General features: G+C 74.5%; 19 protein-coding genes, 3 tRNA genes and 1 pseudogene. 14 read left to right on the top strand and 9 right to left on the bottom strand.

The window, feature by feature from the left end; translation table 11 throughout:
- Positions 1-14 precede the first annotated feature (14 nt).
- Both Q2K19_RS04095 and Q2K19_RS04090 read right to left on the bottom strand, forming a co-directional pair.
- Positions 15-881 (bottom strand): 3-methyladenine DNA glycosylase, encoded by an 867-nt coding sequence (locus Q2K19_RS04095; protein ID WP_302767823.1) that lies wholly within the window; start codon positions 879-881, stop codon positions 15-17.
- A gap of 34 nt (positions 882-915) precedes the next feature.
- The gene (locus Q2K19_RS04090; protein WP_302767822.1) at positions 916-2301 is read right to left on the bottom strand and encodes a hypothetical protein; all 1386 of its coding nucleotides are present in this window, start codon (positions 2299-2301) and stop codon (positions 916-918) included.
- A gap of 192 nt (positions 2302-2493) precedes the next feature.
- Between Q2K19_RS04090 and Q2K19_RS04085 the strand changes: the two genes are divergently transcribed.
- The 4 genes from Q2K19_RS04085 to Q2K19_RS04070 all read left to right on the top strand — a co-directional run bounded on the left by Q2K19_RS04085 (position 2494) and on the right by Q2K19_RS04070 (position 3915).
- Positions 2494-3297 (top strand): fumarylacetoacetate hydrolase family protein, encoded by an 804-nt coding sequence (locus tag Q2K19_RS04085; RefSeq protein WP_302767820.1) that lies wholly within the window; start codon positions 2494-2496, stop codon positions 3295-3297.
- Positions 3298-3403: 106 nt separating this feature from the next.
- Positions 3404-3475, top strand: a tRNA-Gln gene (locus Q2K19_RS04080).
- Positions 3476-3614: 139 nt separating this feature from the next.
- Positions 3615-3687: transfer RNA gene (locus Q2K19_RS04075), tRNA-Glu, on the top strand.
- A 152-nt stretch (positions 3688-3839) separates the two neighbouring features.
- Positions 3840-3915: transfer RNA gene (locus Q2K19_RS04070), tRNA-Glu, on the top strand.
- A gap of 93 nt (positions 3916-4008) precedes the next feature.
- Here the strand turns inward: Q2K19_RS04070 and Q2K19_RS04065 are convergent.
- A complete protein-coding gene (locus tag Q2K19_RS04065) occupies positions 4009-4695 on the bottom strand; it encodes an IclR family transcriptional regulator (RefSeq protein ID WP_265008051.1) in 687 nt (228 codons plus the stop codon).
- 49 nt (positions 4696-4744) lie between these two features.
- Between Q2K19_RS04065 and leuC the strand changes: the two genes are divergently transcribed.
- The 4 genes from leuC to Q2K19_RS04045 all read left to right on the top strand — a co-directional run bounded on the left by leuC (position 4745) and on the right by Q2K19_RS04045 (position 9719).
- Positions 4745-6187, top strand: a complete 1443-nt coding sequence (gene leuC, locus Q2K19_RS04060) for a 3-isopropylmalate dehydratase large subunit (RefSeq protein WP_302767817.1) — start codon at positions 4745-4747, stop codon at positions 6185-6187.
- 15 nt (positions 6188-6202) lie between these two features.
- Entirely contained in the window at positions 6203-6790 is a 588-nt protein-coding gene (gene leuD / locus Q2K19_RS04055; protein WP_302767815.1) for a 3-isopropylmalate dehydratase small subunit, read from the top strand.
- 160 nt (positions 6791-6950) lie between these two features.
- Positions 6951-7592 carry an HU family DNA-binding protein gene (locus Q2K19_RS04050; protein WP_368046125.1) on the top strand — a complete coding sequence of 214 codons (642 nt, stop codon included), beginning with the start codon at positions 6951-6953 and terminating at the stop codon, positions 7590-7592.
- A gap of 129 nt (positions 7593-7721) precedes the next feature.
- Positions 7722-9719 (top strand): endonuclease/exonuclease/phosphatase family protein, encoded by a 1998-nt coding sequence (locus Q2K19_RS04045; protein WP_302767811.1) that lies wholly within the window; start codon positions 7722-7724, stop codon positions 9717-9719.
- A gap of 80 nt (positions 9720-9799) precedes the next feature.
- On the opposite strand, the gene Q2K19_RS04040 is transcribed toward Q2K19_RS04045, so the two are convergent.
- From Q2K19_RS04040 to cofC, 3 genes and pseudogenes are all read right to left on the bottom strand, one after another.
- Positions 9800-10681 carry an NUDIX hydrolase gene (locus Q2K19_RS04040; protein ID WP_302767810.1) on the bottom strand — a complete coding sequence of 294 codons (882 nt, stop codon included), beginning with the start codon at positions 10679-10681 and terminating at the stop codon, positions 9800-9802.
- A gap of 40 nt (positions 10682-10721) precedes the next feature.
- The gene (locus tag Q2K19_RS04035) at positions 10722-13010 is read right to left on the bottom strand and encodes an RNA degradosome polyphosphate kinase (protein WP_302767809.1); all 2289 of its coding nucleotides are present in this window, start codon (positions 13008-13010) and stop codon (positions 10722-10724) included.
- A 266-nt stretch (positions 13011-13276) separates the two neighbouring features.
- A pseudogene (gene cofC / locus Q2K19_RS04025) lies at positions 13277-13921 on the bottom strand (2-phospho-L-lactate guanylyltransferase); the annotation flags it as partial.
- 114 nt (positions 13922-14035) lie between these two features.
- Here cofC and Q2K19_RS04020 point away from each other — a divergent pair.
- The 5 genes from Q2K19_RS04020 (at position 14036) to Q2K19_RS04000 (ending at position 19035) form a co-directional block, all read left to right on the top strand.
- Positions 14036-14761: a lysophospholipid acyltransferase family protein gene (locus Q2K19_RS04020; protein WP_302767807.1), complete on the top strand. Its 726-nt coding sequence runs from the start codon at positions 14036-14038 to the stop codon at positions 14759-14761.
- On the top strand, positions 14758-15765 hold the full coding sequence (locus Q2K19_RS04015; RefSeq protein WP_302767805.1) for an NAD(P)H-dependent glycerol-3-phosphate dehydrogenase: 1008 nt from the start codon (positions 14758-14760) through the stop codon (positions 15763-15765). The genes Q2K19_RS04020 and Q2K19_RS04015 overlap by 4 nt, the downstream gene beginning before the upstream one ends.
- Before the next feature lie 7 nt (positions 15766-15772).
- A complete protein-coding gene (locus Q2K19_RS04010; RefSeq protein WP_302767803.1) occupies positions 15773-16888 on the top strand; it encodes a cystathionine gamma-lyase in 1116 nt (371 codons plus the stop codon).
- Positions 16889-17070: 182 nt separating this feature from the next.
- Positions 17071-17856, top strand: coding sequence for a putative protein N(5)-glutamine methyltransferase (locus Q2K19_RS04005; protein ID WP_302767801.1), 786 nt, complete (start codon positions 17071-17073; stop codon positions 17854-17856).
- A 132-nt stretch (positions 17857-17988) separates the two neighbouring features.
- Entirely contained in the window at positions 17989-19035 is a 1047-nt protein-coding gene (locus Q2K19_RS04000; protein WP_302772260.1) for an ROK family protein, read from the top strand.
- 55 nt (positions 19036-19090) lie between these two features.
- Here Q2K19_RS04000 and Q2K19_RS03995 read toward each other — a convergent pair whose 3' ends face one another.
- Complete coding sequence (locus tag Q2K19_RS03995; protein ID WP_302767799.1) at positions 19091-19288, bottom strand: DUF397 domain-containing protein; 198 nt, start codon at positions 19286-19288, stop codon at positions 19091-19093.
- Between the two features lie 5 nt (positions 19289-19293).
- Positions 19294-20139: a helix-turn-helix domain-containing protein gene (locus Q2K19_RS03990; RefSeq protein WP_302767797.1), complete on the bottom strand. Its 846-nt coding sequence runs from the start codon at positions 20137-20139 to the stop codon at positions 19294-19296.
- Positions 20140-20413: 274 nt separating this feature from the next.
- Here Q2K19_RS03990 and Q2K19_RS03985 point away from each other — a divergent pair, with 274 nt between their 5' ends.
- The gene (locus Q2K19_RS03985) at positions 20414-20644 is read left to right on the top strand and encodes a hypothetical protein (protein ID WP_302767795.1); all 231 of its coding nucleotides are present in this window, start codon (positions 20414-20416) and stop codon (positions 20642-20644) included.
- 27 nt (positions 20645-20671) lie between these two features.
- Here Q2K19_RS03985 and Q2K19_RS03980 read toward each other — a convergent pair whose 3' ends face one another.
- Complete coding sequence (locus Q2K19_RS03980) at positions 20672-21907, bottom strand: ATP-binding protein (RefSeq protein ID WP_302767794.1); 1236 nt, start codon at positions 21905-21907, stop codon at positions 20672-20674.

Genomic DNA, 21907 nt, shown 5'->3' with positions numbered 1-21907 from the left:
GCGCCGGGGCCGGGTCAGTCGAGCGCGGTGAGCAGCCGCGCGCGCAGCCCGGCGGCCCGCTCGGCGAAGCCGCGCTGGGCGGCGGCGTACTCCGCCCGGCCGTCCGGGGTCTCCACCCGCACCGGCGGGTACCCGAGGTCGGCCAGGTCGTACGGGCTGGCCCGCATGTCGAGCGTGCGGATCTCCCGGGCCAGCGCGAAGCACTCCGCCACCAGCTCCGCGGGCACCAGCGGGGAGAGCTTGTACGCCCACTTGTAGAGATCCATGTTGGCGTGCAGGCAGCCCGGCTGCTCCAGCGCGTGCTGGCTCTCCCGGGTCGGGGTGAGCAGGTTCAGCGGCCGGGCCGGCGCGGTGAAGAACCGGAAGGCGTCGAAGTGGCTGCACCGCACGCCCCGCTCCTCGACCACCGCGGCGGTCGCCTCCGGGCTGAGCCGCAGCGGCCAGGCGTTGTGCCGCACCTCGTCCTGGGTCTGCCGGTAGACCATCGCCCACTCGTGCATGCCGAAGCAGCCGAACTGGGCCGGGCGGCCGGCGGTCGTCGCGAGCAGCGTCCGGATCCAGGAGATCGACTCCGCGCGCCGGGCGCGTACCCGGTCGGTGTCGAGGGTGATCCCGGCGGCGGTGGCCCGGTAGTCCGGGCCGAACTCGGCCGGGTCCGCGTCGCGCAGTACCACCCCGGTGCCCGGATGCCAGCGGCGCAACTGGGCGGGGCGGTGCGAGTAGTAGGTGAAGAGGAAGTCCTCCACCGGGTGCTTCACCCCGGAGCGCCGGCGGGCCAGGTGCGGCGCCAGCCAGGCGTCGATCCGCTCCTCGTGGGCGCGCCGCCGGGCCTGCCAGTCGGCCGCGTCGAGGGCGGTGGCGGGGGCGAGGGCGGCGGTCACGGACCCCAGGGTACGACCGCCGCCCGCCCCCCGGTCAGGCCACGTCCACCCGGACCCCGGCGGAGAACACCCCGCTGCGCAGCTCCAGCTGCTTCGGCGGATCGGCGCCGTGCAGGGTGAAGACCAGCGGCAGGAGCACCCGGCTGCCCGCGGCGACCGGTCTGGCGAACACGTCCTGGCCGAGGTTCGCCACCCGGGTGGCGTCCTCGTCAGCGGCCACCCAGTTGCCGCCCGGCAGGTACGCGCGCTGGAGTTGCCCGTGCCAGGTCTGCTCGCCCGGGGTGAGATTGCGCACCCCGACCGTGGCCAGGCACTGCCGGCCGCCCTTCTGCGCCGAGGGCAGGCTCCCGAGGCCGCACGCCACCCGGTAGACGGTGAACTCGAAGGCCGCCTCGCGGAGCGGCACGCCGACCGCCCCGGTGACGCTCCTGCCCATCCACGCGCCGCTGGTGGGCTGCTTGGCGGTGTTGATCCCGGAGACCTGCTTGGTGGCCGTCCACCCCGCGGCCCCGACCACCCCGGCCAGCACCGCCGCCGCCACGCCGACCACCAGCCACAGCGGTGGGGTACGGCGGCGGCCCGCCACGGCCGGCATGGCCGCCCGCGGGTAGACCGCCCCGGCCGCCGGGCCGCCCGCCCCACCGGCGACGGCCGGGCCGCCGGCGCGCACCGCTGCCGGACCGTCCGGCGCCACCCCGGAACGCCGCCGGCGGCGCTGCCACCACCACCAGAGCGCACCGCCGGTGATCACCAGGAGCGCGGCCAGCGCGCCCAGCAGCACCGGCGGCCGTCGCCACGTGGGCGCCGCCGTCACCTTCGCCGCCGGGACCACCGCCGGCCCCGTCCAGGTCGCCGTGGCGCAGTCGTACGCCCGCGTGCCGTCGGTGCCGTAGACGCAGGCGGGCGCGGTGACCGCCCGGCCGGGCGCGGCGACGCTGAACGCGGTGTTCAGGTTGGTCGTGCTCTGCGCCGGCAGCCGCAGCCGCCAGGTCACCTCGTTGGCGCCAACCGACCCGACCGCGCTGGTGGCCCGGCCGCCGCCGGTCACCGTGGTGGCCCGCGAACCGCTCGGCAGCTCCTGGCGCACCGTCGTCTCGACCATCGAGCTCCCGGCGTTGCGCACCTGGATCCGGTACCCGGGCGCCGGGGTGTTCGCCGCGGTCACCGCCACGCTGACCGGCGGGCTCGTCATCTGGATCGGCGCCGCCTTGGTGGGTGCCACCGCAGGCGGTGCCGCCGGTGCCCCGGTCGGTATCGGGGTGGCGCGTGCCGCCGGTGCGGCGGGTGCCGCCGCTGCCGGCTGCGCGGGTGCGGCCGCCGCCCGGGGTGCCGCGGCGGGCAGTGCCGGTACGGCGGCGATGACGCCGAGGCAGTTCACCAACACTGCCAGGGCCCTCTGGTGTCGTCTCGATGCAGGCATACGAACGAACCTCCGGACCCGAAGCTATGGGTCGGGACCCGCCGGGCGGGTACGAAGTCGGCATTCCCGCCCCGGCCGGCGCGGCCCGGCGTACGCTGGCGCGCCGACCGCGGGTGGGTGATCGGCCGTTGATTGCGTCCCGGCCGGCCGCGCCGGGCATGAGCCGGCCCGGCGCGGGGATAGATTGGCCGGGTGCGTATCGCTCGTTTTGCTCATGCCAAGGGAATGTCGTTCGGGGTCGTCGAGGGCGAGCCGGAGGTCGGGCCGCAGGGCCTGACCATCGCCGAGATCGAGGGCCACCCGTTCGGTCAGATCCAGTTCTCCGGTGCCCGGTGGGCGCTCTCCGACGTCCGGCTGCTTTCGCCGATCCTGCCCAGCAAGGTGGTCTGCGTCGGCCGCAACTACGCCGAGCACGCCGCCGAGCACGGCAGCGAGGTGCCGAAGGAGCCGCTGCTCTTCCTCAAGCCCTCCACCTCGGTGATCGGCCCCCGGGACGCGATCCGCCTGCCGATCTTCTCCAAGCAGGTCGAGCACGAGGCGGAGCTGGCCGTGGTGATCGGCGCGCCGGGCGCGCGCCGGGCCGACCGGGCCGCCGCCGAGCGGGCCATCTTCGGCTACGCCTGCGCCAACGACGTCACGGCGCGGGACCTCCAGCGCTCGGACGGGCAGTGGACCCGGGCCAAGGGCTTCGACTCGTTCTGCCCGATCGGGCCGTGGATCACCACCGGCCTGGACGTCTCGGACCTGGAGGTCCGCTGTGAGGTGGGCCGCAACCCGGAGGAGATGGAGGTACGCCAGCTCGGCCGGACCAAGGACATGGTCTTCGACGTGCCGGCCCTGGTGTCGTACATCTCCCACGTGATGACGCTGCTCCCCGGTGACGTGGTGCTGACCGGCACTCCGGCGGGGGTTAGCCCGCTCACCGACGGGGATACGGTCACCGTGCGGATCGAGGGGATCGGCGAGCTCACCAACCCGGTGGTGCCGGTCGCCTGATGCGTCCGACGTCTCGTTTCCGCAGGTCACGTGCGGTTCGGGGGGTTGGATTTGGCCTGCCGGCACGGGGAGGGTAAAGTTCATTCCCGGCGCCGCAAGGGGCCAATGGGGTATGGGGTAATTGGCAGCCCGACTGATTCTGGTTCAGTTAGTCTAGGTTCGAGTCCTGGTACCCCAGCGCAGCCGCGGGTTCGTGAGAATCCCGGACGCTGGATTCTGGCGGAGTTCTGCTCCGCTCCTCGCGCGAGGAGCGGGCAGGTGATCTCTGATAGAGTGCAGCTTCCTCGCCCGGTACGGGCGGGGGAGCAGAAAGTTCTGGCCCCGTCGTCTAGCGGCCCAGGACGCCGCCCTCTCAAGGCGGTAGCGCCGGTTCGAATCCGGTCGGGGCTACAGCGCTGACAGCCCGTCCCACCTCATGGGGCGGGCTGTTTCGTGTCTCCGACGGCGGCTGCCGGCGCCGACCCCCCTGGCCCGGGGTGGACGTGGTGCCGCTAGACTACTGCCGCGCCGCCCGCCAGGGTGGTGAAGCAGGAAAAGTGCCTGGCCCCGTCGTCTAGCGGCCCAGGACGCCGCCCTCTCAAGGCGGTAGCGCCGGTTCGAATCCGGTCGGGGCTACCACACCGAACGGCCCGTCTCGCTCCCGCGAGACGGGCCGTTCGCCATTCCGCATCCGGGCCCGGACTCCGCCACCGGGCGGCAGCCGGGAGGGGGTCAGAGGCCGGAGAGGCGTTGGCCGGCGCGGACCACGGCCATGGCGTGGCGTTCGCCGGGGCGGCGGCCGAGGCGTTCGATCGGGCCGGAGATGCTGATCGCGGCGATCACCCGGCCGGTCCGGTCCCGGATCGGCGCGGAGACGCTCGCCACGCCGGCCTCCCGCTCGGCGACGCTCTGCGCCCAGCCCCGGCGGCGTACCTCGGCCAGGGTGCGGCCGGTGAACTTGGAGCGGGGCAGCAGCGGCATCACCGCCTCCGGCGGCTCCCAGGCCAGCAGGATCTGCGCGGCGGAACCGGCCGTCATCGGGAGCACCGAGCCGATCGGCACGGTGTCGCGCAGGCCGCTGGCCCGCTCGGCGGCGGCCACGCAGATCCGCTCGTCGGCCCGGCGCAGGTAGAGCTGGGCGCTCTCCCCGGTGGCGTCGCGCAGCGCGGCGAGCAGCGGCTCGGCCGCGGTCAGCAGCACGTCCGGCGCGGCGTTGGCCAGCTCCCCGAGCCGGGGGCCGGGCCGCCACCGTCCCTGCGTGTCCCGGACCAGCATCCGGTGGATCTCCAGCGCCTGCGCCAGCCGGTGCGCGGTGGCCCGGGGCAGCTTGGTGCGTTCAACGAGTTCGGCCAGGCTGGCGCCGTCGACGCAGGCGGCCAGAATGACCACCGCCTTGTCGAGAACGCCGACACCGCTCATACTGTGTCCCACAAGCCGAAATTTACCTCCCAGAATTTAGGATGTCCAGATGGTGGGAGTCACTCAACCGAGGACCCTGGCCGAGAAGGTCTGGGACGCGCACGTCGTCCGCGCCGCCGACGGCGAGCCGGACCTGCTCTTCATCGACCTGCACCTGCTCCACGAGGTCACCAGCCCGCAGGCGTTCGACGGCCTCCGTCTCGCCGGCCGCCGGGTCCGCCGCACCGACCTGACGATCGCGACCGAGGACCACAACACCCCGACCGGGTACGCCGACCCGGCGTTCCGGTCCCGTCGCGGCGACCTGCTCACGATCGCGGACCCCACCTCCCGCACCCAGATCGAGACGCTGCGCCGCAACTGCGCCGAGTTCGGCGTACGGCTGCACCCGCTGGGCGACGAGAACCAGGGCATCGTGCACGTCATCGGCCCGCAGCTGGGCCTCACCCAGCCGGGCATGACGATCGTCTGCGGCGACTCGCACACCGCCACCCACGGCGCGTTCGGCGCGCTCGCCTTCGGCATCGGCACCAGCGAGGTGGAGCACGTGCTGGCCACCCAGACGCTGCCGCAGGCCCGCCCGAAGACCATGGCGGTGAACGTCACCGGCCAGCTCGCCCCCGGCGTCACCGCCAAGGACCTGGTGCTGGCGCTGATCGCCCAGGTGGGCACCGGCGGCGGGCGCGGCCACATCGTGGAATACCGCGGTGAGGCGATCCGGAACCTCTCCATGGAGGGCCGGATGACCATCGCCAACATGTCCATCGAGTGGGGCGCCAAGGCCGGCATGATCGCGCCGGACGAGACCACGTTCGCGTACCTGAAGGGGCGGCCGAACGCGCCCGAGGGGGCCGACTGGGACGCGGCGGTGGACTACTGGCGGACCCTGCCCACCGACGAGGGGGCGACGTTCGACGCCGAGGTGACCCTGGACGCCAGCCGGATCACCCCGTTCGTCACCTGGGGCACCAACCCCGGGCAGGGGGCGCCGCTGGGCTCCGCCGTGCCGGACCCGGAGGAGTTCGTCACCGAGCCGGAGCGGGCGGCCGCCCGGCGGGCCCTGGAGTACATGGACCTCAAGCCGGGCACGGCGCTGCGCGACCTCGCGGTGGACGTGGTCTTCGTCGGCTCCTGCACCAACGGCCGGCTGGAGGACCTGCGGGCCGCCGCCGACGTGCTGCGCGGACACCAGGTCGCCGACGGCGTACGCATGCTGGTGGTCCCCGGCTCCGCCGCGGTCCGCGAGGCGGCCGAGGCGGAGGGGCTGGACAAGGTCTTCACCGACGCCGGCGCCGAATGGCGCTTCGCCGGCTGCTCCATGTGTCTGGGCATGAACCCGGACACCCTGTCGCCGGGCCAGCGCTCGGCCTCGACCTCCAACCGCAACTTCGAGGGCCGCCAGGGCCGGGGCGGGCGTACCCACCTGGTGTCCCCGCCGGTCGCCGCCGCCACCGCCGTGGTCGGCCGGCTGGCCGCCCCCGCCGACCTGTAGAAGGGCAGCCGAGAGATGGACAAGTTCACCACCCACACCGGCACCGCCGTGCCGCTGCGCCGGTCCAACGTGGACACCGACCAGATCATCCCCGCCGTGTACCTCAAGCGGGTGACCCGGACCGGTTTCGCAGACGGGCTCTTCAACGCGTGGCGGGAGGACCCGTCATTCGTTCTCAACGATCCCGCTCATTCGGGTGCGTCGATTCTGATCGCCGGCCCGGAGTTCGGCACCGGCTCCTCCCGCGAGCACGCCGTCTGGGCGCTGCGGGACTGGGGCTTCCGCGCCGTGATCTCTCCCCGCTTCGGCGACATCTTCCGCGGCAACGCGCTCAAGGAAGGTCTCCTTCCGGTGGAGCTGGAATTGAAAGCCGTCGAGGAACTCTGGGACTTGGTGGAATCCGACCCCACCACTGCGATCACGGTCGACCTCACCGCCCGCCAGGTCCACGCCGGCGACGCCACCTGGGCCTTCCCGCTGGACGACCACAGCCGTTGGCGGCTGATGGAGGGCTTGGATGACATTGGACTCACCCTCCGGCACGAGGCCGAGATCAGTGCGTTCGAGGGGTCCCGGCCGTCGTTCCTGCCCTCGGTCGCCTGACCACAGATAGCTTTTCGCCCCCACCGGCCCGGCCGGTGGGGGCGAATCCGTTACGACACAAGGGCTTTTTTCCATCGAATGTTTGTGTCCAGGCAGCACAGGGCATACCGTGCGCGCAGAATGGCTCGCGTCGAGTCAGTTGCACAATCGGGAGGAAGTCGTGAACAAGGCCGAGCTCATTGAGGCGCTCGCCGTTCGCCTGGGGGACCGGAAGACGGCGACGGCCGCGCTCGACGCGGTCCTCGCTGAGGTTCAGGGGGCGGTCACCAAGGGCGAGAAGGTGGCGATCACCGGTTTCGGAGCGTTCGAAAAGCGCGTCCGAGGCGCCCGAACAGCGCGCAACCCGCGGACCGGCGAGGCGGTGAAGGTCAAGAAGACCTCCGTCCCGACGTTCCGCCCGGGCGCCGGGTTCAAGGAGATGGTGGCCAGCGGCAAGGTGCCGAAGGACACGGCCGCCGCCAAGAAGACCACCGCGGCCGCCGCCAAGGCCACCGGCGCGAAGGCGGCCGGGGCCAAGGCGACCACCGCCAGGAAGACCACCGCGGCCGGCGCCGCCAAGAAGACCGCGGCGGCGAAGGCCACCGCGGCCAAGAAGACGGCGGCGGCGAAGAAGACCACCGCGGCCAAGAAGACCACCGCGGCCAAGAAGACCGCGCCGGCCAAGAAGACCGCGCCGGCCAAGAAGACCACCGCGGCCAAGAAGACCACGGCGGCGAAGGCCACCGCGGCGAAGAAGACCACGGCCGCCAAGAAGGCGCCCGCGAAGAAGGCACCGGCCAAGAAGGCCGCCACCCGGCGCTGACCCGACCGGCCTGAGGGCGCCCACCGCTCGCGGTGGGCGCCCTTCTTCGTGGGTACGCGTTGACCCACCGTCGAGCGGCCCCGGAGAATCCTCGTGCCGAACACCCCGTCGGTCACGAGAAGAGGCGCCGTGCGCCACCGTCATCTCCATTCCGCCGCGCTCGCTCTCGGCGTCGTGGTCCTGCTGGACGTGCTCCGGGTGTGGCTCCCCTCGGTCATCACCATCTTCGGCCGGGCGGCCGAGACGCCGGCCGAACTGCTCGGCGCGTTCGCGCTCAGCTGGTTCGTGCTCGCGCTTTCCGCTCCGGCCCTCGTCCGTCGGTGCGGTCCCCGCCCGGTCGGCCTCGTGGCGGCCGGGGTGCTGGCCGCTGCCCGGCTCACCCTGACCGCCGCGCCCGGCGGCCGGGCACAGCTCTGGCTGGCCTGTGCCGGGCTGCTCGCCGGCCTGGTCTGGCTCGCCGCGACCGCCGCGCCGGTCGACCGGCCGGTCCCGGGGCTGGCGATCGGCCTGACGGTGTCCGCCGTCGGTCACGCGCTGCTGGCCACCGAGGACCTGGTCTGGCGGGGCGGTGCGCTCGGGTGGGGCGTGAGCGGCCTGCTGGTGCTGGCGTTCCTGGCGACGTCCGCGGTCCTCGGCGGGCGGCCGGCGCCGGTCGCGTCCGCTGACGACGCGACCAGTGCGGCGGTACCCGCCGACGCCCTGTGCGTGCCCGCCGCGTTGCCCACCGCCGGATCCGGCGCGGCGGCGGCGGGCCGGCGGTCGGCCGCCTGGCCTACGGCGGGCGGCCGGGCCTGGCTGCTGTGCGGGCCCGCGCTGCTACTGGCCGGACAGGTGGCGCTCTCCCCGGCGCTGTGGAGCGCCGCGGGCTCCTACGGCGACGGCGTCGCCCAGCCACCGGAGGGGCACCCCTCGGTCCTGCCGGGCTACGCGGTCCTGCTCTTCCTGCTGGCCGCCCTCACCCGGCTGCCGGCCTGGCTGGCGCGCGGGCTCTGGCCGGCCGCGCTGCTGGTCGGGGCGGGGCTCTTCGCCGCCGACCGGCCGGGCTGGCTGGTGCCGGCGTACCTGCTCACCGCCGCCGGCCTGGGCGGCTGCCTCGGCCGCACCGACACCACCTTCCCGCCCACGGCCGAGGCGGACGATCGTGCTGCGGCGCGACGCGGATCCGCCGCCGTCGGCGGGATGCTGGTCTTCGCCGTCGCTGCGGTCGCCTACTACGCCGCGTATGACCTGGGTTATCCCAACGGCTGGGTGCCGGTGGCGGTGGCCGCCCTGATCGCCGTGGTCGCCCTCGCCGGGCCGGCGCAGGGCAGCCCGGTGCTCACCGGATGGCCCCGCAGGTCGACCGTGCTGGCCCTGGTGCTGCTGACCGGGGTGGCGCTCGAGATGCACCGGCCGGCGACCGCGCCACCGCCGGCCGCCGCGCCACCGCCGGCGGTACGGGTCGTCGCGTACAACATCCGGATGGGGTTCGGGCTGGACGGCCGGCTCGACCTGGACGCGGTGGCCCGGGTGGTCACCGGCAGCCGGCCCGACGTGGTGCTGCTCAGCGAGGTGGACCGGGGCTGGCTGCTCAACGGCGGCCACGACACCCTCGCCCGGCTGGCCCAGCGGCTGCGGATGCCGTACGTCTTCGCGCCCGCCGCCGATCCGGTCTGGGGTGACGCGGTGCTCAGCCGCTTCCCGGTCCGGTCCGCCCGGACCCGGCCGTTGGCCGCGCACGGCGCGCCGACCGGGGCACAGGCCCTCGGCGTCACGCTCGACCTGGGCGGCGGCCGGGATCTCGCCGTGGTCGCCACCCACCTGCAACCGCCGCCCGGGCAGGGGCCGGTGGCCCAGGCCCGCGAGGTCGCCGCCTTCGCCACCGGGTACGCGGCGGGCCGCCCGCTGGTGCTGGCCGGCGACCTCAACACCGAGCCGGGCGAGCCCGCGTTCGCCGAGTTCACCACGGCCGGCCTGGTGGACGCGCTGGCCGCGGCCCGGCCGCTGCCGACCAGCCCGGCCGACGATCCGCGCGAGCAGATCGACCACGTCTTCGTCTCACCCGGCCTCACCGCGACGGACGCGCGGGCGCCGCGCACCACGGCCAGCGACCACCTACCCGTCGCGGTCACCCTGACTCCGCGCTGAATGCGGGACCCTCCGTTGCCCGGTGCCGGCGGTTAGGCGGGGGCCCTGCCCTACCGGAGGCGTTAAGCAGGGGCCCCTCCTTACAGCCGGTCGGCGGCGAGCAGGCGGTCGCCGGCGAAGGCAAGCAGCCAGCCGCCGCCCTTCGCGGTGGTGAAGTCGTCGGCCCGCCCGGTCAGGCGTTCCAGCATGCCGGGGATCACCTTGCCCTGGCTGCACACGGCGACCGGCTCCCCGGCGGCCGCCAGGTCGGTCAGCCGGGCCGCCCCGGCCAGGGCGCACTCCTCCGGCTGCTGGCCCGGCTTCGGCTCGTCCAGGTCGCCGACCACCTCGATGGGCAGGTCCAGCAGGGCGGCCGCCGGGTCCAGGGTCTGCACGCAGCGGCGGGCCGAGGCGGAGACCAGGCGGGCCGGGCGGATCAGGGCCACCAGCGGGGCGAGGGCCTGCGCCTGCGCCCAGCCCTCCGCGTCCAGCGGCCGGCCGGTGTCCGGGCCCGTCCAGGTGCCCCGCTTGCCGGCGTGCGCGTGCCGGACCAGCAGCACCGTGCCGGTCACCGGCGGCAGCGCCGCGAACGCGGCGATCACCTCGGTGTCGTGCGGGTAGCTGACCAGGCGTAGCGCCTCGTCGACGGGGAGCCAGCGGACCTCGTCGACCTCGGTGTCCGGCTGGAAACCGCCCTGCGCGACGGCCCGCATCGACCAGTAGTCGACCGCCTTCGCCCGACCCTCGCTGCGGTAGCGGACCGTCGGCAGGCGCACCTGCGGCACCGCCCGGACGTCGGTCTCCTCGGCCACCTCGCGGACGGCCGCGCGCAGCGGGTGTTCCCCCGCGTCCAACTTGCCCTTCGGCAGCGACCAGTCGCCGTACCGGGGGCGGTGCACGAGGCAGACCTCGACGCCGGCCGCGCCCGGGCGCCAGACGACCCCGCCCGCCGCCCGGATCCGCACCGGTTCGTCGTCCGTCATCCGCTCACCGTAAGCCCGCCCGCGGCGCGCCGGGCGCCGCTCAGCCGGCCGTCCCGCCCACCCGGTGCAGGAGCAGCTCCTGCAGGTCCGTCAGCGGCGCGTCGTCGGTCCCGGGCCGCCGGTGCCAGGTGCCGTCCCCGGCCAGCTCGAACGCGTCCACCTCCGGGCTGAACGCGGCGGTCAGCACCTGGTCCAGCTCGGCCCGGGCCACCGGGTCGCTCACCTGCACCAGCGCCTCCACCCGGCGGTCCAGGTTGCGGTGCATCAGGTCGGCCGAGCCCATCCAGAACTCCGCGTCGCCGTTGTTGCCGAACCGGAAGATCCGGGAGTGCTCCAGGAACCGGCCGAGGATCGAGCGGACGCGGATGTTGTCCGACAGCCCCGGCACCCCCGGCCGCAGCGTGCACATGCCCCGGATCAGCAGGTCGACGTGGACGCCGGCCCGGGACGCCCGGTAGAGCGCATCGGTGATCTCCTCGTCGACCAGCGCGTTCACCTTGAACTGCACCAGCCCCGGCATGCCGAGCCGGACGTGCTCGACCTCCCGCTCGATCCGCTCGATCAGCCCGCGGCGGATGCCCTGCGGGGCCACCAGCAGCCGCCGGTACGCGGTCTGCCGGCTGTAGCCGGTGAGCACGTTGAACAGGTCGGTCAGGTCGGCGCCGATCTCCGGGTCGGCGGTGAGCATGCCGAAGTCCTCGTAGAGCCGGGCGGTCTTCGGGTGGTAGTTGCCGGTGCCGATGTGGCAGTAGCGGCGGATCTGGTTGCCCTCCTGGCGTACCACCAGGGCGGTCTTGCAGTGCGTCTTCAGGCCCACCAGGCCGTAGACGACGTGGCAGCCGGCGCGTTCCAGGGTGCGGGCCCAGCCGATGTTGGCCACCTCGTCGAAGCGCGCCTTCAGCTCCACCAGCACCACCACCTGCTTGCCGGCGGCGGCCGCGTCGACCAGTGCGTCCACGATGGGGGAGTCGCCGCTGGTGCGGTAGAGGGTCTGCTTGATGGCCAGCACGTTCGGGTCGGCGGCGGCCTGCTCGATGAAGCGCTGCACGCTGGTGGCGAACGAGTGGTACGGGTGGTGCACCAGGATGTCCCCGTCCCGCAGGGTGGCGAAGACGCTGCGCGGCACCTCACCCTCGACGAGCCGGGGATGGGTGGCCGGCACGAAGGGCGGGTCCTTCAGGTCGGGGCGGTCGGCCTCGCCGTACACCTGCCAGAGCGCGGAGAGGTCGAGCAGGCCGCGGACCCGCAGCACGTCGTGGCTGTCCATGTCCAGCTCGCGGACGAGCAGCTCCAGCATGTGGTCGGAGATGGAGGCGGCGACCTCCAGCCGCACCGGCGGGCCGAACCGGCGCCGGGCCAGCTCCCGTTCGAGGGCCTGGAGCAAGTCCTCGTCGCGGTCCTCGTCGACCTCCACCTCGGCGTTGCGGGTGACCCGGAACAGGTGGCACTCGACCACCTGCATGCCGGAGAAGAGCTGCCCGAGGTGCACCGAGATGAGGTCCTCGACCGGCAGGAAGCGCACCCCGGGCTGGTCGCGGGCCACCCGGACGAACCGGGGCACGTTGTTCGGCACCTTGACCCGGGCGAACAGCTCCGAACCGCCGTCCGGGTCGCGCACCGAGACGGCCAGGTTCAGCGACCGCCCGGAGATGTACGGGAACGGGTGCGCCGGGTCCACCGCGAGCGGGGTGAGCACCGGGAAGATGTGCTCGCGGAACCAGGTGCGCAGCCGCTCCCGCTCGGCGTCGTCCAGGTCGCTCCAGCGCAGGATCCGGATGTCCTCGTCGGCCAGCCGGGGCAGCACGTCGTCGACGAAGCAGGCGGCGTGCCGGGCCACCAGGTCGGCGGTCTTCTCCGCGACCAGCTCCAGCTGGGTACGCAGCGGCATCCGGTCGCCGCCGCGTACCGGCAGGCCGGCGGAGAGGCGGCGCTTCAGCCCGGCCACCCGGACCATGTAGAACTCGTCGAGGTTGCTGGCGAAGATGGCCAGGAACTTCGCCCGCTCCAGCAACGGCGTACGCGGGTCCTCGGCCAGCGCCAGCACCCGGGCGTTGAAGTCGAGCCAGGAGAGCTCCCGGTTGAGGAAGCGCTCCTCCGGCAGCGGCTGCGCGGCCGGCGGCTCCGCGTCCGGGCCCGGCCCCTCGACCGGGTCGAGCGCCTCCTCCAGTCCGGTGGTGGCGGCGTCGTCCAGCTCGGTGGAGAGGCTCTCCTCCGGCGGGCGGACCCGGCGGAAGCGCCCGTCGGTGCCGCGGGCGGCGGTGCCGTTGCGGGGCGCGGTCGGGTGCAGGAGGTGCTGCGGACTCTCGGGACGCTCGCGAGGGGTGCTCACCACCTCATGATTCCCCGATAACGGTGAACAGAAAATGAACTCGGGCCAGGTCGTCAGGCCATCGTCGGCAAAGTCACCCGGACGACCTCGCCGGCGGCATCCCGCTCGATCCGGAGCCGCTGCCCGAGCCGGAGCAGCCGCAACCCGGAGGCGTCGAACGCGCGGGCCGGGAAGGCCAGCTCCGTGCCGTCGTCGAGGAGCAGCACCCCGCTGCGGGTCGACGGGTCGTAGGTGGCCACCGTGCCCTGCATGCCAGCACCGTACCGGACGGGCCGGCCGGTCGGGGCGGCCGCGCGGGTGTCGAGCAGCGCGGCGGTGCGCGGGCCCAGCCCCAGCCGGGCCGCCGCGGCCAGGTCCTCGGCGGTGTCCACGTCGCGGCGCAGGGTGGGCCAGTCCCCGGGCAACGGCAGCGCCCCGCTCGCCGCGTGGGCGGCGGCGGAGCCCACCCCGAAGCGGGGGTCCAGCGGCACCCCGGCCGGGGCGGCGAGCAGCACCGTGCCGGTCCCCGGCGCGTCGGCCACGAACCCGCGTACCCCCGGGCCGCCCGCGGCCCGCAGCGCCGCGGCCAGCTCCGCCGGGCGCAGCGCCGGCAGGTCGGCGGTGACGCCGGCCACCGCGGCACCCGGGTCGCTCACGGCGGCGCCGTGCCGGAAGGCCGCGTTCAGCCCGCCCGCCGGGTCCGGCGCGACCCGCGCGCCGGCCGCGGTGGCCTCCGCGGCCACCCGCGGGTCGTCGGTGACCACCAGGACCTCGGCCACCGCCGGGCAGGCCTGCACCGCGCGGACCGTGTCGGCCGCCAGGGCCAGCGCCAGCTCCTCATGGGGTACGGCCGGCAGCGCGCCCCGCAGGCGGCTCTTCGCCGCCCCGAGGCGCTTCACCGGCACCACCACGGTCCAGCTCGGCTCAGGCACGTGACCATCCTGCCAGTGGGACGGCGGTACCCTCACTGGCCGGACCCGGGGCGAGCAGGCATGATTTCCGTCGGCGGGGTGTCGGTGCGCGGTCGGGCACGAGGAGGAGACAGGGTGGCGCGGCGGAAGGTGGGATTCTGGCCACGGCTGGCCGTGGTGCTGGTCAAGCCGGTGTTGACCGTCTGGACCCGGCGCACCTGGCGGGGCATGGAGCACCTGCGCCGCGACGGCGGCGTCATCATCGTGCCCAACCACATCTCGCACGCCGACCCGCTGGTCTCCGCACACTTCATCTACGACTCCGGGCGCTGGCCGCAGTACCTCGGCAAGGCCAGCGTGTTCCGGGTTCCGGTGATCGGCTGGATCCTGCACCGGTGCCGGCAGATCCCGGTGGAACGCGGCACCGTCGACGCGGTCAAGTCGCTGGACCGGCTGGTCGAGGCGGTGCGCGAGGGTGGGGCCGTGGTGATCTACCCGGAGGGGACCACCACCCGGGAACCGGACCTCTGGCCGATGAAGGGCAAGACCGGCGCGGCCCGGCTGGCGCTGGCCACCGGGGCGCCGGTGATCCCGGTCGTCATGTGGGGACCGGAGAAGCTGTTCGACCCGCGGACGAAACACTTCGGGCTGCGCCCGCGCATCCCGGTCACCGTGGTGGCCGGACCGCCGGTGGACCTGAGCCGGTGGGCCGGCGCCACGCCGAGCCGGGCGATCCTGGAGGAGATGACCGACACGATCATGCTGCGGATCCGTGACCTGGCCGCCGAGATCCGCGGCGGCACACCACCCCCGCTCTGGGAGCGCCCGGCCCGCACCCCCACGCCCGAGGTGACCGAGTGAGCGGACACGTGGCCGTGCTGGGGGCCGGATCCTGGGGGACCGCGTTCGCCAAGATCCTCGCCGACGCCGGCCGGGACGTGACGATCCTGGCCCGGCGGGCGTCGGTGGCCGAGGCGATCCGGACCGGCCGCCACAATCCGGACTATCTGCCGGACGTGCGGCTGCCCGATCGGGTCACCGCGACCGGGGACGCCGCGGAGGCGATCGTCGGGGCCGAGGTGGTGGTCCTCTCCGTGCCGTCGCAGACGCTGCGCGGCAACCTCGCCGACTGGACCCCCCACCTGGACCCCGACGCCACGCTCGTCTCCCTGATGAAGGGCATCGAGCTGGGCACCACCAAGCGGATGAGCCAGGTGATCATGGAGACCGCCGGGGTGACCGCCGACCGGGTGGTGGTCGTCTCCGGGCCCAACCTGGCCCCGGAGATCGCCGCCGAACAGCCCGCCGCGACCGTGGTCGCCGGCACCGACAGCCGCCGGACCGCCCTGGTCCAGTCGTCGATCCGGACGCCGTACTTACGCCCCTACACCAACGACGACGTGATCGGCTGCGAGCTGGGCGGGGCGGTGAAGAACGTGATCGCCCTGGCGTACGGGATCGCCACCGCGATGGGCTTCGGCGACAACACCCGGGCCATGCTGATGACCCGGGGCCTGGCCGAGACCGCCCGGCTCGGCGTGGCGCTCGGCGCCGACCCGATCACCTTCGCCGGCCTGGCCGGCATGGGTGACCTGGTGGCCTCCTGCTCGTCACCGCTGGCCCGCAACCGCACCTTCGGCGAGCACCTGGGCCGGGGGGAGACCCTGGAGCAGGCCCAGGCGGCCACCCGGCAGACCGCCGAGGGCGTGAAGAGCTGCCTGTCGATCCGCGACCTGGCCCGGGCGAACGGGGTGGAGATGCCGATCACCGAGCAGATCGAGCGGATCTGCCACGAGGGGATGGACCCGCGGCTCGCCGTGGACGCCCTGATGAGCCGGACCGCCAAGCCCGAGTCGTACGAGTGAGCCGGCGATGACCGAGTGGGGTGACGGCACCCGCAGCGTGCACGCCGGGCTCCCGGCTCCGGAGCCGGGGCAGCCCTTCCTGCCCGGCCCGGTCTTCGCCGCGCCCTACCACCTCGACCCGTGGCGCGGGCCGGACGCGACCCCGAACGGGTACGGCCGGCCGGACAACCCCACCCGGCGGCTGCTGGAGGCGGCCATCGGCGAGCTGGAGGGCGGGGACTGCCGGGTCTTCGCCAGCGGCCAGGCGGCCATCACCGGGCTGCTGCTGGCGCTGCTGCGCCCCGGCGACACCGTGCTGCTCCCCGCCGACGGCTACTTCCCGGTGCGCGCGTTCGCCACCGCCACCCTGGAGGGCGTCGGGGTACGCGTCGGCTTCGTGCCGACCGCCGGGCCGTACCCGTCGTTCGAGGGGGTGCGGCTGGTGCTGCTGGAGACCCCGGCGAACCCGGGCCTGGACGTGGCCGACCTGCCGGCGCTGGCGGCCGCCGCGCACGCCGCCGGGGCGCTCCTGGCGGTGGACAACACCACCGCCACCCCGCTCGGCCAGCGTCCGCTGGACCTCGGCGCCGACGTGGTGGTGGCCTCCGGCACCAAGGCCCTCACCGGCCACTCCGACCTGCTGCTGGGGTATGTGGCGACCCGCTCCGCGGCACTGCTCGACCCGGTCACCGCGTGGCGGACCACCACCGGCGGAGTCCCGGGCCCGTTCGACTGCTGGCTGGCCCACCGCTCGCTGGCGACCGTGGACCTGCGGCTGGCCCGGCAGACGGCCAACGCCGAGGCGCTCGCCCGGCTGCTCGCCGGCCGGTCCGACATCACCGGCCTGCGCTGGCCGGGGCTGCCGGCGGACCCGGCGTACCCGGTCGCCTCGGTCCAGCTGCGCCGGATGCCCGGGGTGCTCTCGTTCGACCTGGGCGACGCCACCCGGGTGGCCCGGTTCCTCGACGCCGCCCGCCTGGTCGCCGCCGCCACCTCGTTCGGCGGGCTGCACACCACGGCCGACCGGCGCGCCCAGTGGGGTGACGACACCGCGCCCGGCTTCGTCCGGCTCTCCTGCGGCATCGAGGACACCGCCGACCTGGTGGCCGATGTGAGCGCCGCACTGGACGCCAGTACGGAGTGACGCCGGGGCCGGCCGGCACGGCCGGCTCCGCTAAGGTGACGGGCAGCCACGGCCCGCGCGGGCCCGACCCGAGGAGGTGAGACCGATCCAGCAGAGCAGGACCGGCGCTCCCTCCGAGTCCGCGTCGCCCCAGGGTTAGGCGACGTCGGGAGTGCCGACGAGCGTTCCCGAAAGGCAATCCCATGGCATCGTTTCACCCTGACCGTCCCGCCCTCGTCCGGCGGCTGCGCGCCGCCGGCTGCGTCTATGCCGAGGACGAGGCCGAACTGCTGATCGCCGCCGCCGGCTCGGCCGCCGACCTCACCGACCTGGTCGACCGGCGGGTCGGCGGCCGACCGCTGGAGCACCTGCTCGGCTGGGCCGAGTTCTGCGGCCGGCGGGTCGCCGTCGACCCCGGGGTCTTCGTGCCCCGCGGGCGGACCGCCCTGCTGGTCTCCGCCGCGGCCGCGGTGGCCGGCCCGACCCCGGCCGTGCTGGACCTCTGCTGCGGGTCCGGCGCCGCCGCGCTGGTGCTGCACGACCGGCTTGCGCCGCGCTGGCTGGCCGCCGCCGACATCGACCACGCCGCGGTGGCCTGCGCGCGGCGCAACCTCGACCCGCTCGGCGTGCCGGTGTACGAAGGCGACCTCTTCGCGCCCGTACCCGTGCAGTGGCGGGGACGGCTGGACCTGGTGGTGGCGAACGCCCCGTACGTGCCCACCGGCGCGGTGGCGCTGATGCCGGCGGAGGCGCGGCTGCACGAGGCGCCGGTGGCGCTGGACGGCGGCGCCGACGGCCTGGCGGTGCTGCGCCGGGTGGCGGCCGGCGCGGCCGAGTGGCTGGCCCCGGGCGGGCACCTGGCGGTGGAGGTCAGCGCTGGCCAGGTCGAGGCGCTCCGCGGGGTGCTGGCCGCGACCGGACTGGCGCCGACCGTGGTGTACGACGAGGACCTGGAGGCCACCGCCGTCACCGCCCGCCGGCCCGGCTGACCGACACGGCCGGATCCGCCCGGCAGCTCGGACCACGGGCCGGGATCGGGTGGCGGGTGGCCGTCCGGAGCATGGCGGGCCGGCGGGCGCCGAACTAGCCTCAGGTCAGGCTCGGGTGGGAGGGCGGTGGCCGTGGGCAGCGCGGGTGTGCCGGTGGTGGTAGGGCTGGACAACGGCGGGAACAGCAACAACGCCACCGTCCTGACGGTCGACGGCCGGTTCCTGGTGGACGGCCTGGTGGAGATTCCGAGCGAGGTGAAGGTCGGCCCGGAGGCGGCGATCGAGGCGCTCGCGCGGGCGTTCGACGGCATCCTGGCCCTGACCGGGGTGCCCCGTGAGCTGGTCCGCGCGGTCGGGCTGGACACGCCCGGCCCGGCCAGCGCCACCGGGGTCATCTCCTCGCGCGGCTCGACCAACTTCTCCCAGCCCGCCTGGCGGGGTTACGACGTACGCGGCGCGCTGGAGCACCGGTTGGGGCTGCCGGTGGTCTACGCCAACGACGGCAACGCCGCGGCCCTCTACGCCCACCACGTCCACTTCGGACCGGACGCGATGCACCGCTCCTCGGTCGCCGCCATCGTCGGCACCGGCCTGGGCGGCGGGGTGGTGGAGGCCGGCCGGGTGGTGGGCGGCGCGGCCGGCATGGCGGGGGAGTTCGGGCACGTGCACATCCCGCTCGACGGGCTGCTCGCGCCCGGCCAGCCCGCGCCCACCTGCGCCTGCGGCTTCACCGGGGACGTCGAGAGCGTCGCCTCGCTGACCGCGATCGAGCGGAACCTGCTGCCGTACTGGCTGGGCCGGTTCCCGGGGCACCCGCTCGCGGCGGAGGAGCCGGGCCGGGCGGCGAAGCTCGTCCGCGGCTACGGCGAGCGAGGCGACCGGCTGGCCCGGCAGGTCTTCACCCAGCAGGCGGTGGCGCTGGGGCGGCTCTTCACGATCGCGGCGAACTTCACCGACCCGCACGCGTACTTCGTCGGTGGCGGGGTGGTGGAGGCGGCGCCGCAGTTCCGCGACTGGTTCCTGGCGACCGTACGTGAGCACACGGTGCTCCGGGCCGAGCAGGCCGCGGTCGCGACCTTCGCCCTGGTGCCCGACCGGGACATGGCCGGGGCGCGCGGGGTGGCCATCGCCGCCCTGGAGGCGGTCCGGGCCGGCGTCGCCCCGCTGGTCGCCGGCTGAGCCCGTCGTTCCCGATGGGCCGGCCACCCGGCGCGGGCCGGACCGGCGGCGGGTGTCAGGGGCGCGGCGGCGCGCCGGTGAAGGCCGCCCAGGCGGCCGGGGCGAAGACCAGCACCGGCCCGGCCGGGTCCTTCGAGTCGCGGACCGCGACCGCCTCCGGCAGGAGCGCCATCTCGACGCACGCGCCCTCGTCGCCGCTGTGGCTGCTCTTGCGCCAGCCGGTGGCCGGGCGGGTGTCGTTGTTGCCGTTCATCGCGTCTACCTCTCGTTGAGCAGGCGGAGGAGCTGGTCCCGGCTGGCCGCCGGGCCGAGCGCCACGGTCCGCAGGTGCTCCATGATCTTGGTGCAGGTACGCAGGTCGCCGGGGCGGTCCAGGACCATCTGCCCGGCGACCGTCTCCACCGAGGCGATGATCGGGTCCTCCGGGTCGGCGAACTCCAGGATGTGCAGCGAACCCCGGGTGCCCCGGTGGTAGCCGGCGGCCAGTGGGATGACCTGCACGGTGATGTTGGGCAGTTCGGTCATCTTGAGCACGTGTCGTAGCTGGGCCTCCATCACCGACCGGTCGCCGACCGGGCGCAGCAGGGCGCCCTCGTCGATGATGGCGTCGAAGATCGGCGGATCGTCACCCGTGAGTCGCTGCTGCCGGTCGAGGCGCAGGTGGACGCGCTGCTCGACCTGCTCGTCGCCGAGGGTGTGCGGACCGCCGCGCATGACGCCGCGGATGTAGTCGGCGGTCTGCAGCAGGCCGGGCAGCACCGAGGGCTCGAAGTTGGCGATGCCCGTCGCCTCCGCCTCCAGCGCGATGAAGTCGATGGTCCGCCGGTCGAGCAGGTACGAGTAGGAGACCCACCAGCCGGGCTTGCGGGCGTCCTTGGCGAGCTGCACCGCCGGGGCGATCTCGTCGGGGCTCACCCCGTAGAGGGTGAGCAGGGCGCGCACGGTCGCCGGGCTGACCAGGGTCTGCGCGTTCTCGTAGCGGGACAGGGTGCTCCGGGTGCTGTTGATCTCGTCGGCCGCGGCCTCGAGGGTCAGGCCGGCGGCCTCCCGGTGGGTACGCAGGGCGATGCCGAGCCGTCGGGCCCGGGCGGTCTTCGGCGCCATGCATCGATGGTCGCACATTTATAGGAGGATTCGCATGAGAGAACTTTGATGAGAGTTGCATTCACGCGTGTCCACCTGTCAATCTGTGGCGGCGTCCTCACCGCCGGTGGTCGTGGCGACGGTGGTGGTGAGTGACCGGAGGGGATGGGGCGCGCGGTGATCGGGTTTTCGCTCCCCCACGGCCCGATCGCCGCGTGCCACTCACCGGCCAGCAGACGGGGAGGAGTCGCATGACGGTGACCGGTCGCCGGCCGCCCGGCGGAGGTGGACGGGGATGACGCGCTTCCTCGTGGTCCTCACCGACGTCCGGTCGCCGGAGGGGCTGGCGCGCAACGAGCGGACCAGCCCCGAGCGTCGCCGCCAGGTGGTCGGCGCGAGCAGCCGGGAGGCGGCGGACCGGATCGCCGGCGCCTTCATGGCGCTGGGCATGGTCCGCGCGGGGCGGCAGCGCGTGAAGGTCATCGCCGTCGGGCGCCGCTCCCGGGCGGCCGAACAGCTGGACTGAACCCGCCCGCCGCCGGCCGCCCGGGCCTCACAGCAGCTTGCGCCGCTTCAGGTACGCCACCAGGTCGTCGTAGACGCCGCCCTCGTTGGCGAACATGGCGACGTTGCGCGCCGTCGACAGCCACGGGCGGGTCGATGGGCGCACCTCTTTCAACGCCCGCTCCAGGTCCCGCTGCTCGATCATCCGGACCTCGCCGGTGCGTACCGAGTCGGCCATCGCGAACTCGGCCGCGGTCTCGCAGAGGTGGGCCAGGTCGGCGCCGGAGAAGTCCTCGGTCGCCGCGACCACCCGGCGCAGGTCGATGTTGGCGATCGGCCGCTCGCGCAGGTGGTACTCGAGGATCGCGGCGCGGGCCTCGGCGTCCGGCGGCAGCACCAGCACCACCCGGTCCAGCCGCCCCGGCCGGCGCAACGCCGGGTCGACGTCCCACGGGGTGTTCGTCGCGGCCAGCACGAAGACCCCCTCGTTGTTGCCCTCCATCCCGTCCAGCTCGGCCAGGAGCTGGTTGCCCAGCGTCCGCATCGAGCTCGACGAGACCTGCGACCGCTTGTGCCCCAGGGCGTCGATCTCGTCGAGGAAGAGCACGCAGGGGGCGTTGCGCCGGGCCGCCTCGAAGAGCTCGTGCAGGTTCCGCTCGGAGTTGCCCACCCACATGTCCAGCACGTCCACGATGGACAGGGAGAGGAACTTCGCGCCCATCTCGCCGGCCACCGCCCGGGCCAGGAAGGTCTTGCCGCAGCCGGGTGGGCCGTAGAGCATCAGGCCGCCGCGCAGGCTCTTGCCGTACATCCGGCGCAGCTCCGGGTTGCGCAGCGGGCCGAGGAAGGCCAGCTCGAGGCGCTCCTTCACGGCCGCCATGCCGCCCACGTCGGCCAGCCGTACCGACGAGGACTCCACGTCGTACACCCGGTCGGCTTCGCCGAGGACCGGCTCCGGCTCGTCGCCGGCCCGCGCGAAGCGCGGCGGCACGACGTCGGCCAGCTCCTGCTCGTACGCGGCCAGCGGATCGCCCCCCGCCGGCGCCGGCCGCTGCGCCGGGGGCGGCGACGGCTCCGGTAGGGGTGCCCCGAGCGCCCGCTGCATCAGGGCCTGGGCCTGCGCGTTACCGGGATCCCGGGCGAGCGCCTGCCCGACGTGCGCGATGGCCTCGGCGCCCCGGCCGCCGTCGAGCAGCAGCCCGGCCAGGTGCAGCCGCAGCGGCAGGTCGTCCGGGCGGCCGTCGAGGGCGGCCCGCAGGCTGTCGATGACGGGATCTGAGCTCAT

The sequence above is a fragment of the Micromonospora sp. NBRC 110009 genome (genome assembly GCF_030518795.1).
GTDB lineage: Bacteria > Actinomycetota > Actinomycetes > Mycobacteriales > Micromonosporaceae > Micromonospora.
The sequence above is the reverse complement of the archived record's forward strand: the minus strand, read 5'-3'. Positions and strand labels throughout refer to the sequence as shown.

What these genes read in the sequence shown, in the direction of transcription:
- Q2K19_RS03990 (WP_302767797.1), bottom strand. Translation starts at nt 20,139, where the DNA reads ATGGCGCCGAAGACCGCCCGGGCCCGACGGCTCGGCATCGCCCTGCGT.
- Q2K19_RS04065 (WP_265008051.1), bottom strand. Translation starts at nt 4,695, where the DNA reads ATGAGCGGTGTCGGCGTTCTCGACAAGGCGGTGGTCATTCTGGCCGCC.
- leuD (WP_302767815.1), top strand. Translation starts at nt 6,203, where the DNA reads ATGGACAAGTTCACCACCCACACCGGCACCGCCGTGCCGCTGCGCCGG.
- Q2K19_RS04010 (WP_302767803.1), top strand. Translation starts at nt 15,773, where the DNA reads ATGACCGAGTGGGGTGACGGCACCCGCAGCGTGCACGCCGGGCTCCCG.
- Q2K19_RS04090 (WP_302767822.1), bottom strand. Translation starts at nt 2,301, where the DNA reads ATGCCTGCATCGAGACGACACCAGAGGGCCCTGGCAGTGTTGGTGAAC.
- Q2K19_RS03980 (WP_302767794.1), bottom strand. Translation starts at nt 21,907, where the DNA reads ATGAGCTCAGATCCCGTCATCGACAGCCTGCGGGCCGCCCTCGACGGC.
- Q2K19_RS03995 (WP_302767799.1), bottom strand. Translation starts at nt 19,288, where the DNA reads ATGAACGGCAACAACGACACCCGCCCGGCCACCGGCTGGCGCAAGAGC.
- leuC (WP_302767817.1), top strand. Translation starts at nt 4,745, where the DNA reads ATGGTGGGAGTCACTCAACCGAGGACCCTGGCCGAGAAGGTCTGGGAC.
- Q2K19_RS04005 (WP_302767801.1), top strand. Translation starts at nt 17,071, where the DNA reads ATGGCATCGTTTCACCCTGACCGTCCCGCCCTCGTCCGGCGGCTGCGC.
- Q2K19_RS04040 (WP_302767810.1), bottom strand. Translation starts at nt 10,681, where the DNA reads ATGACGGACGACGAACCGGTGCGGATCCGGGCGGCGGGCGGGGTCGTC.
- Q2K19_RS03985 (WP_302767795.1), top strand. Translation starts at nt 20,414, where the DNA reads ATGACGCGCTTCCTCGTGGTCCTCACCGACGTCCGGTCGCCGGAGGGG.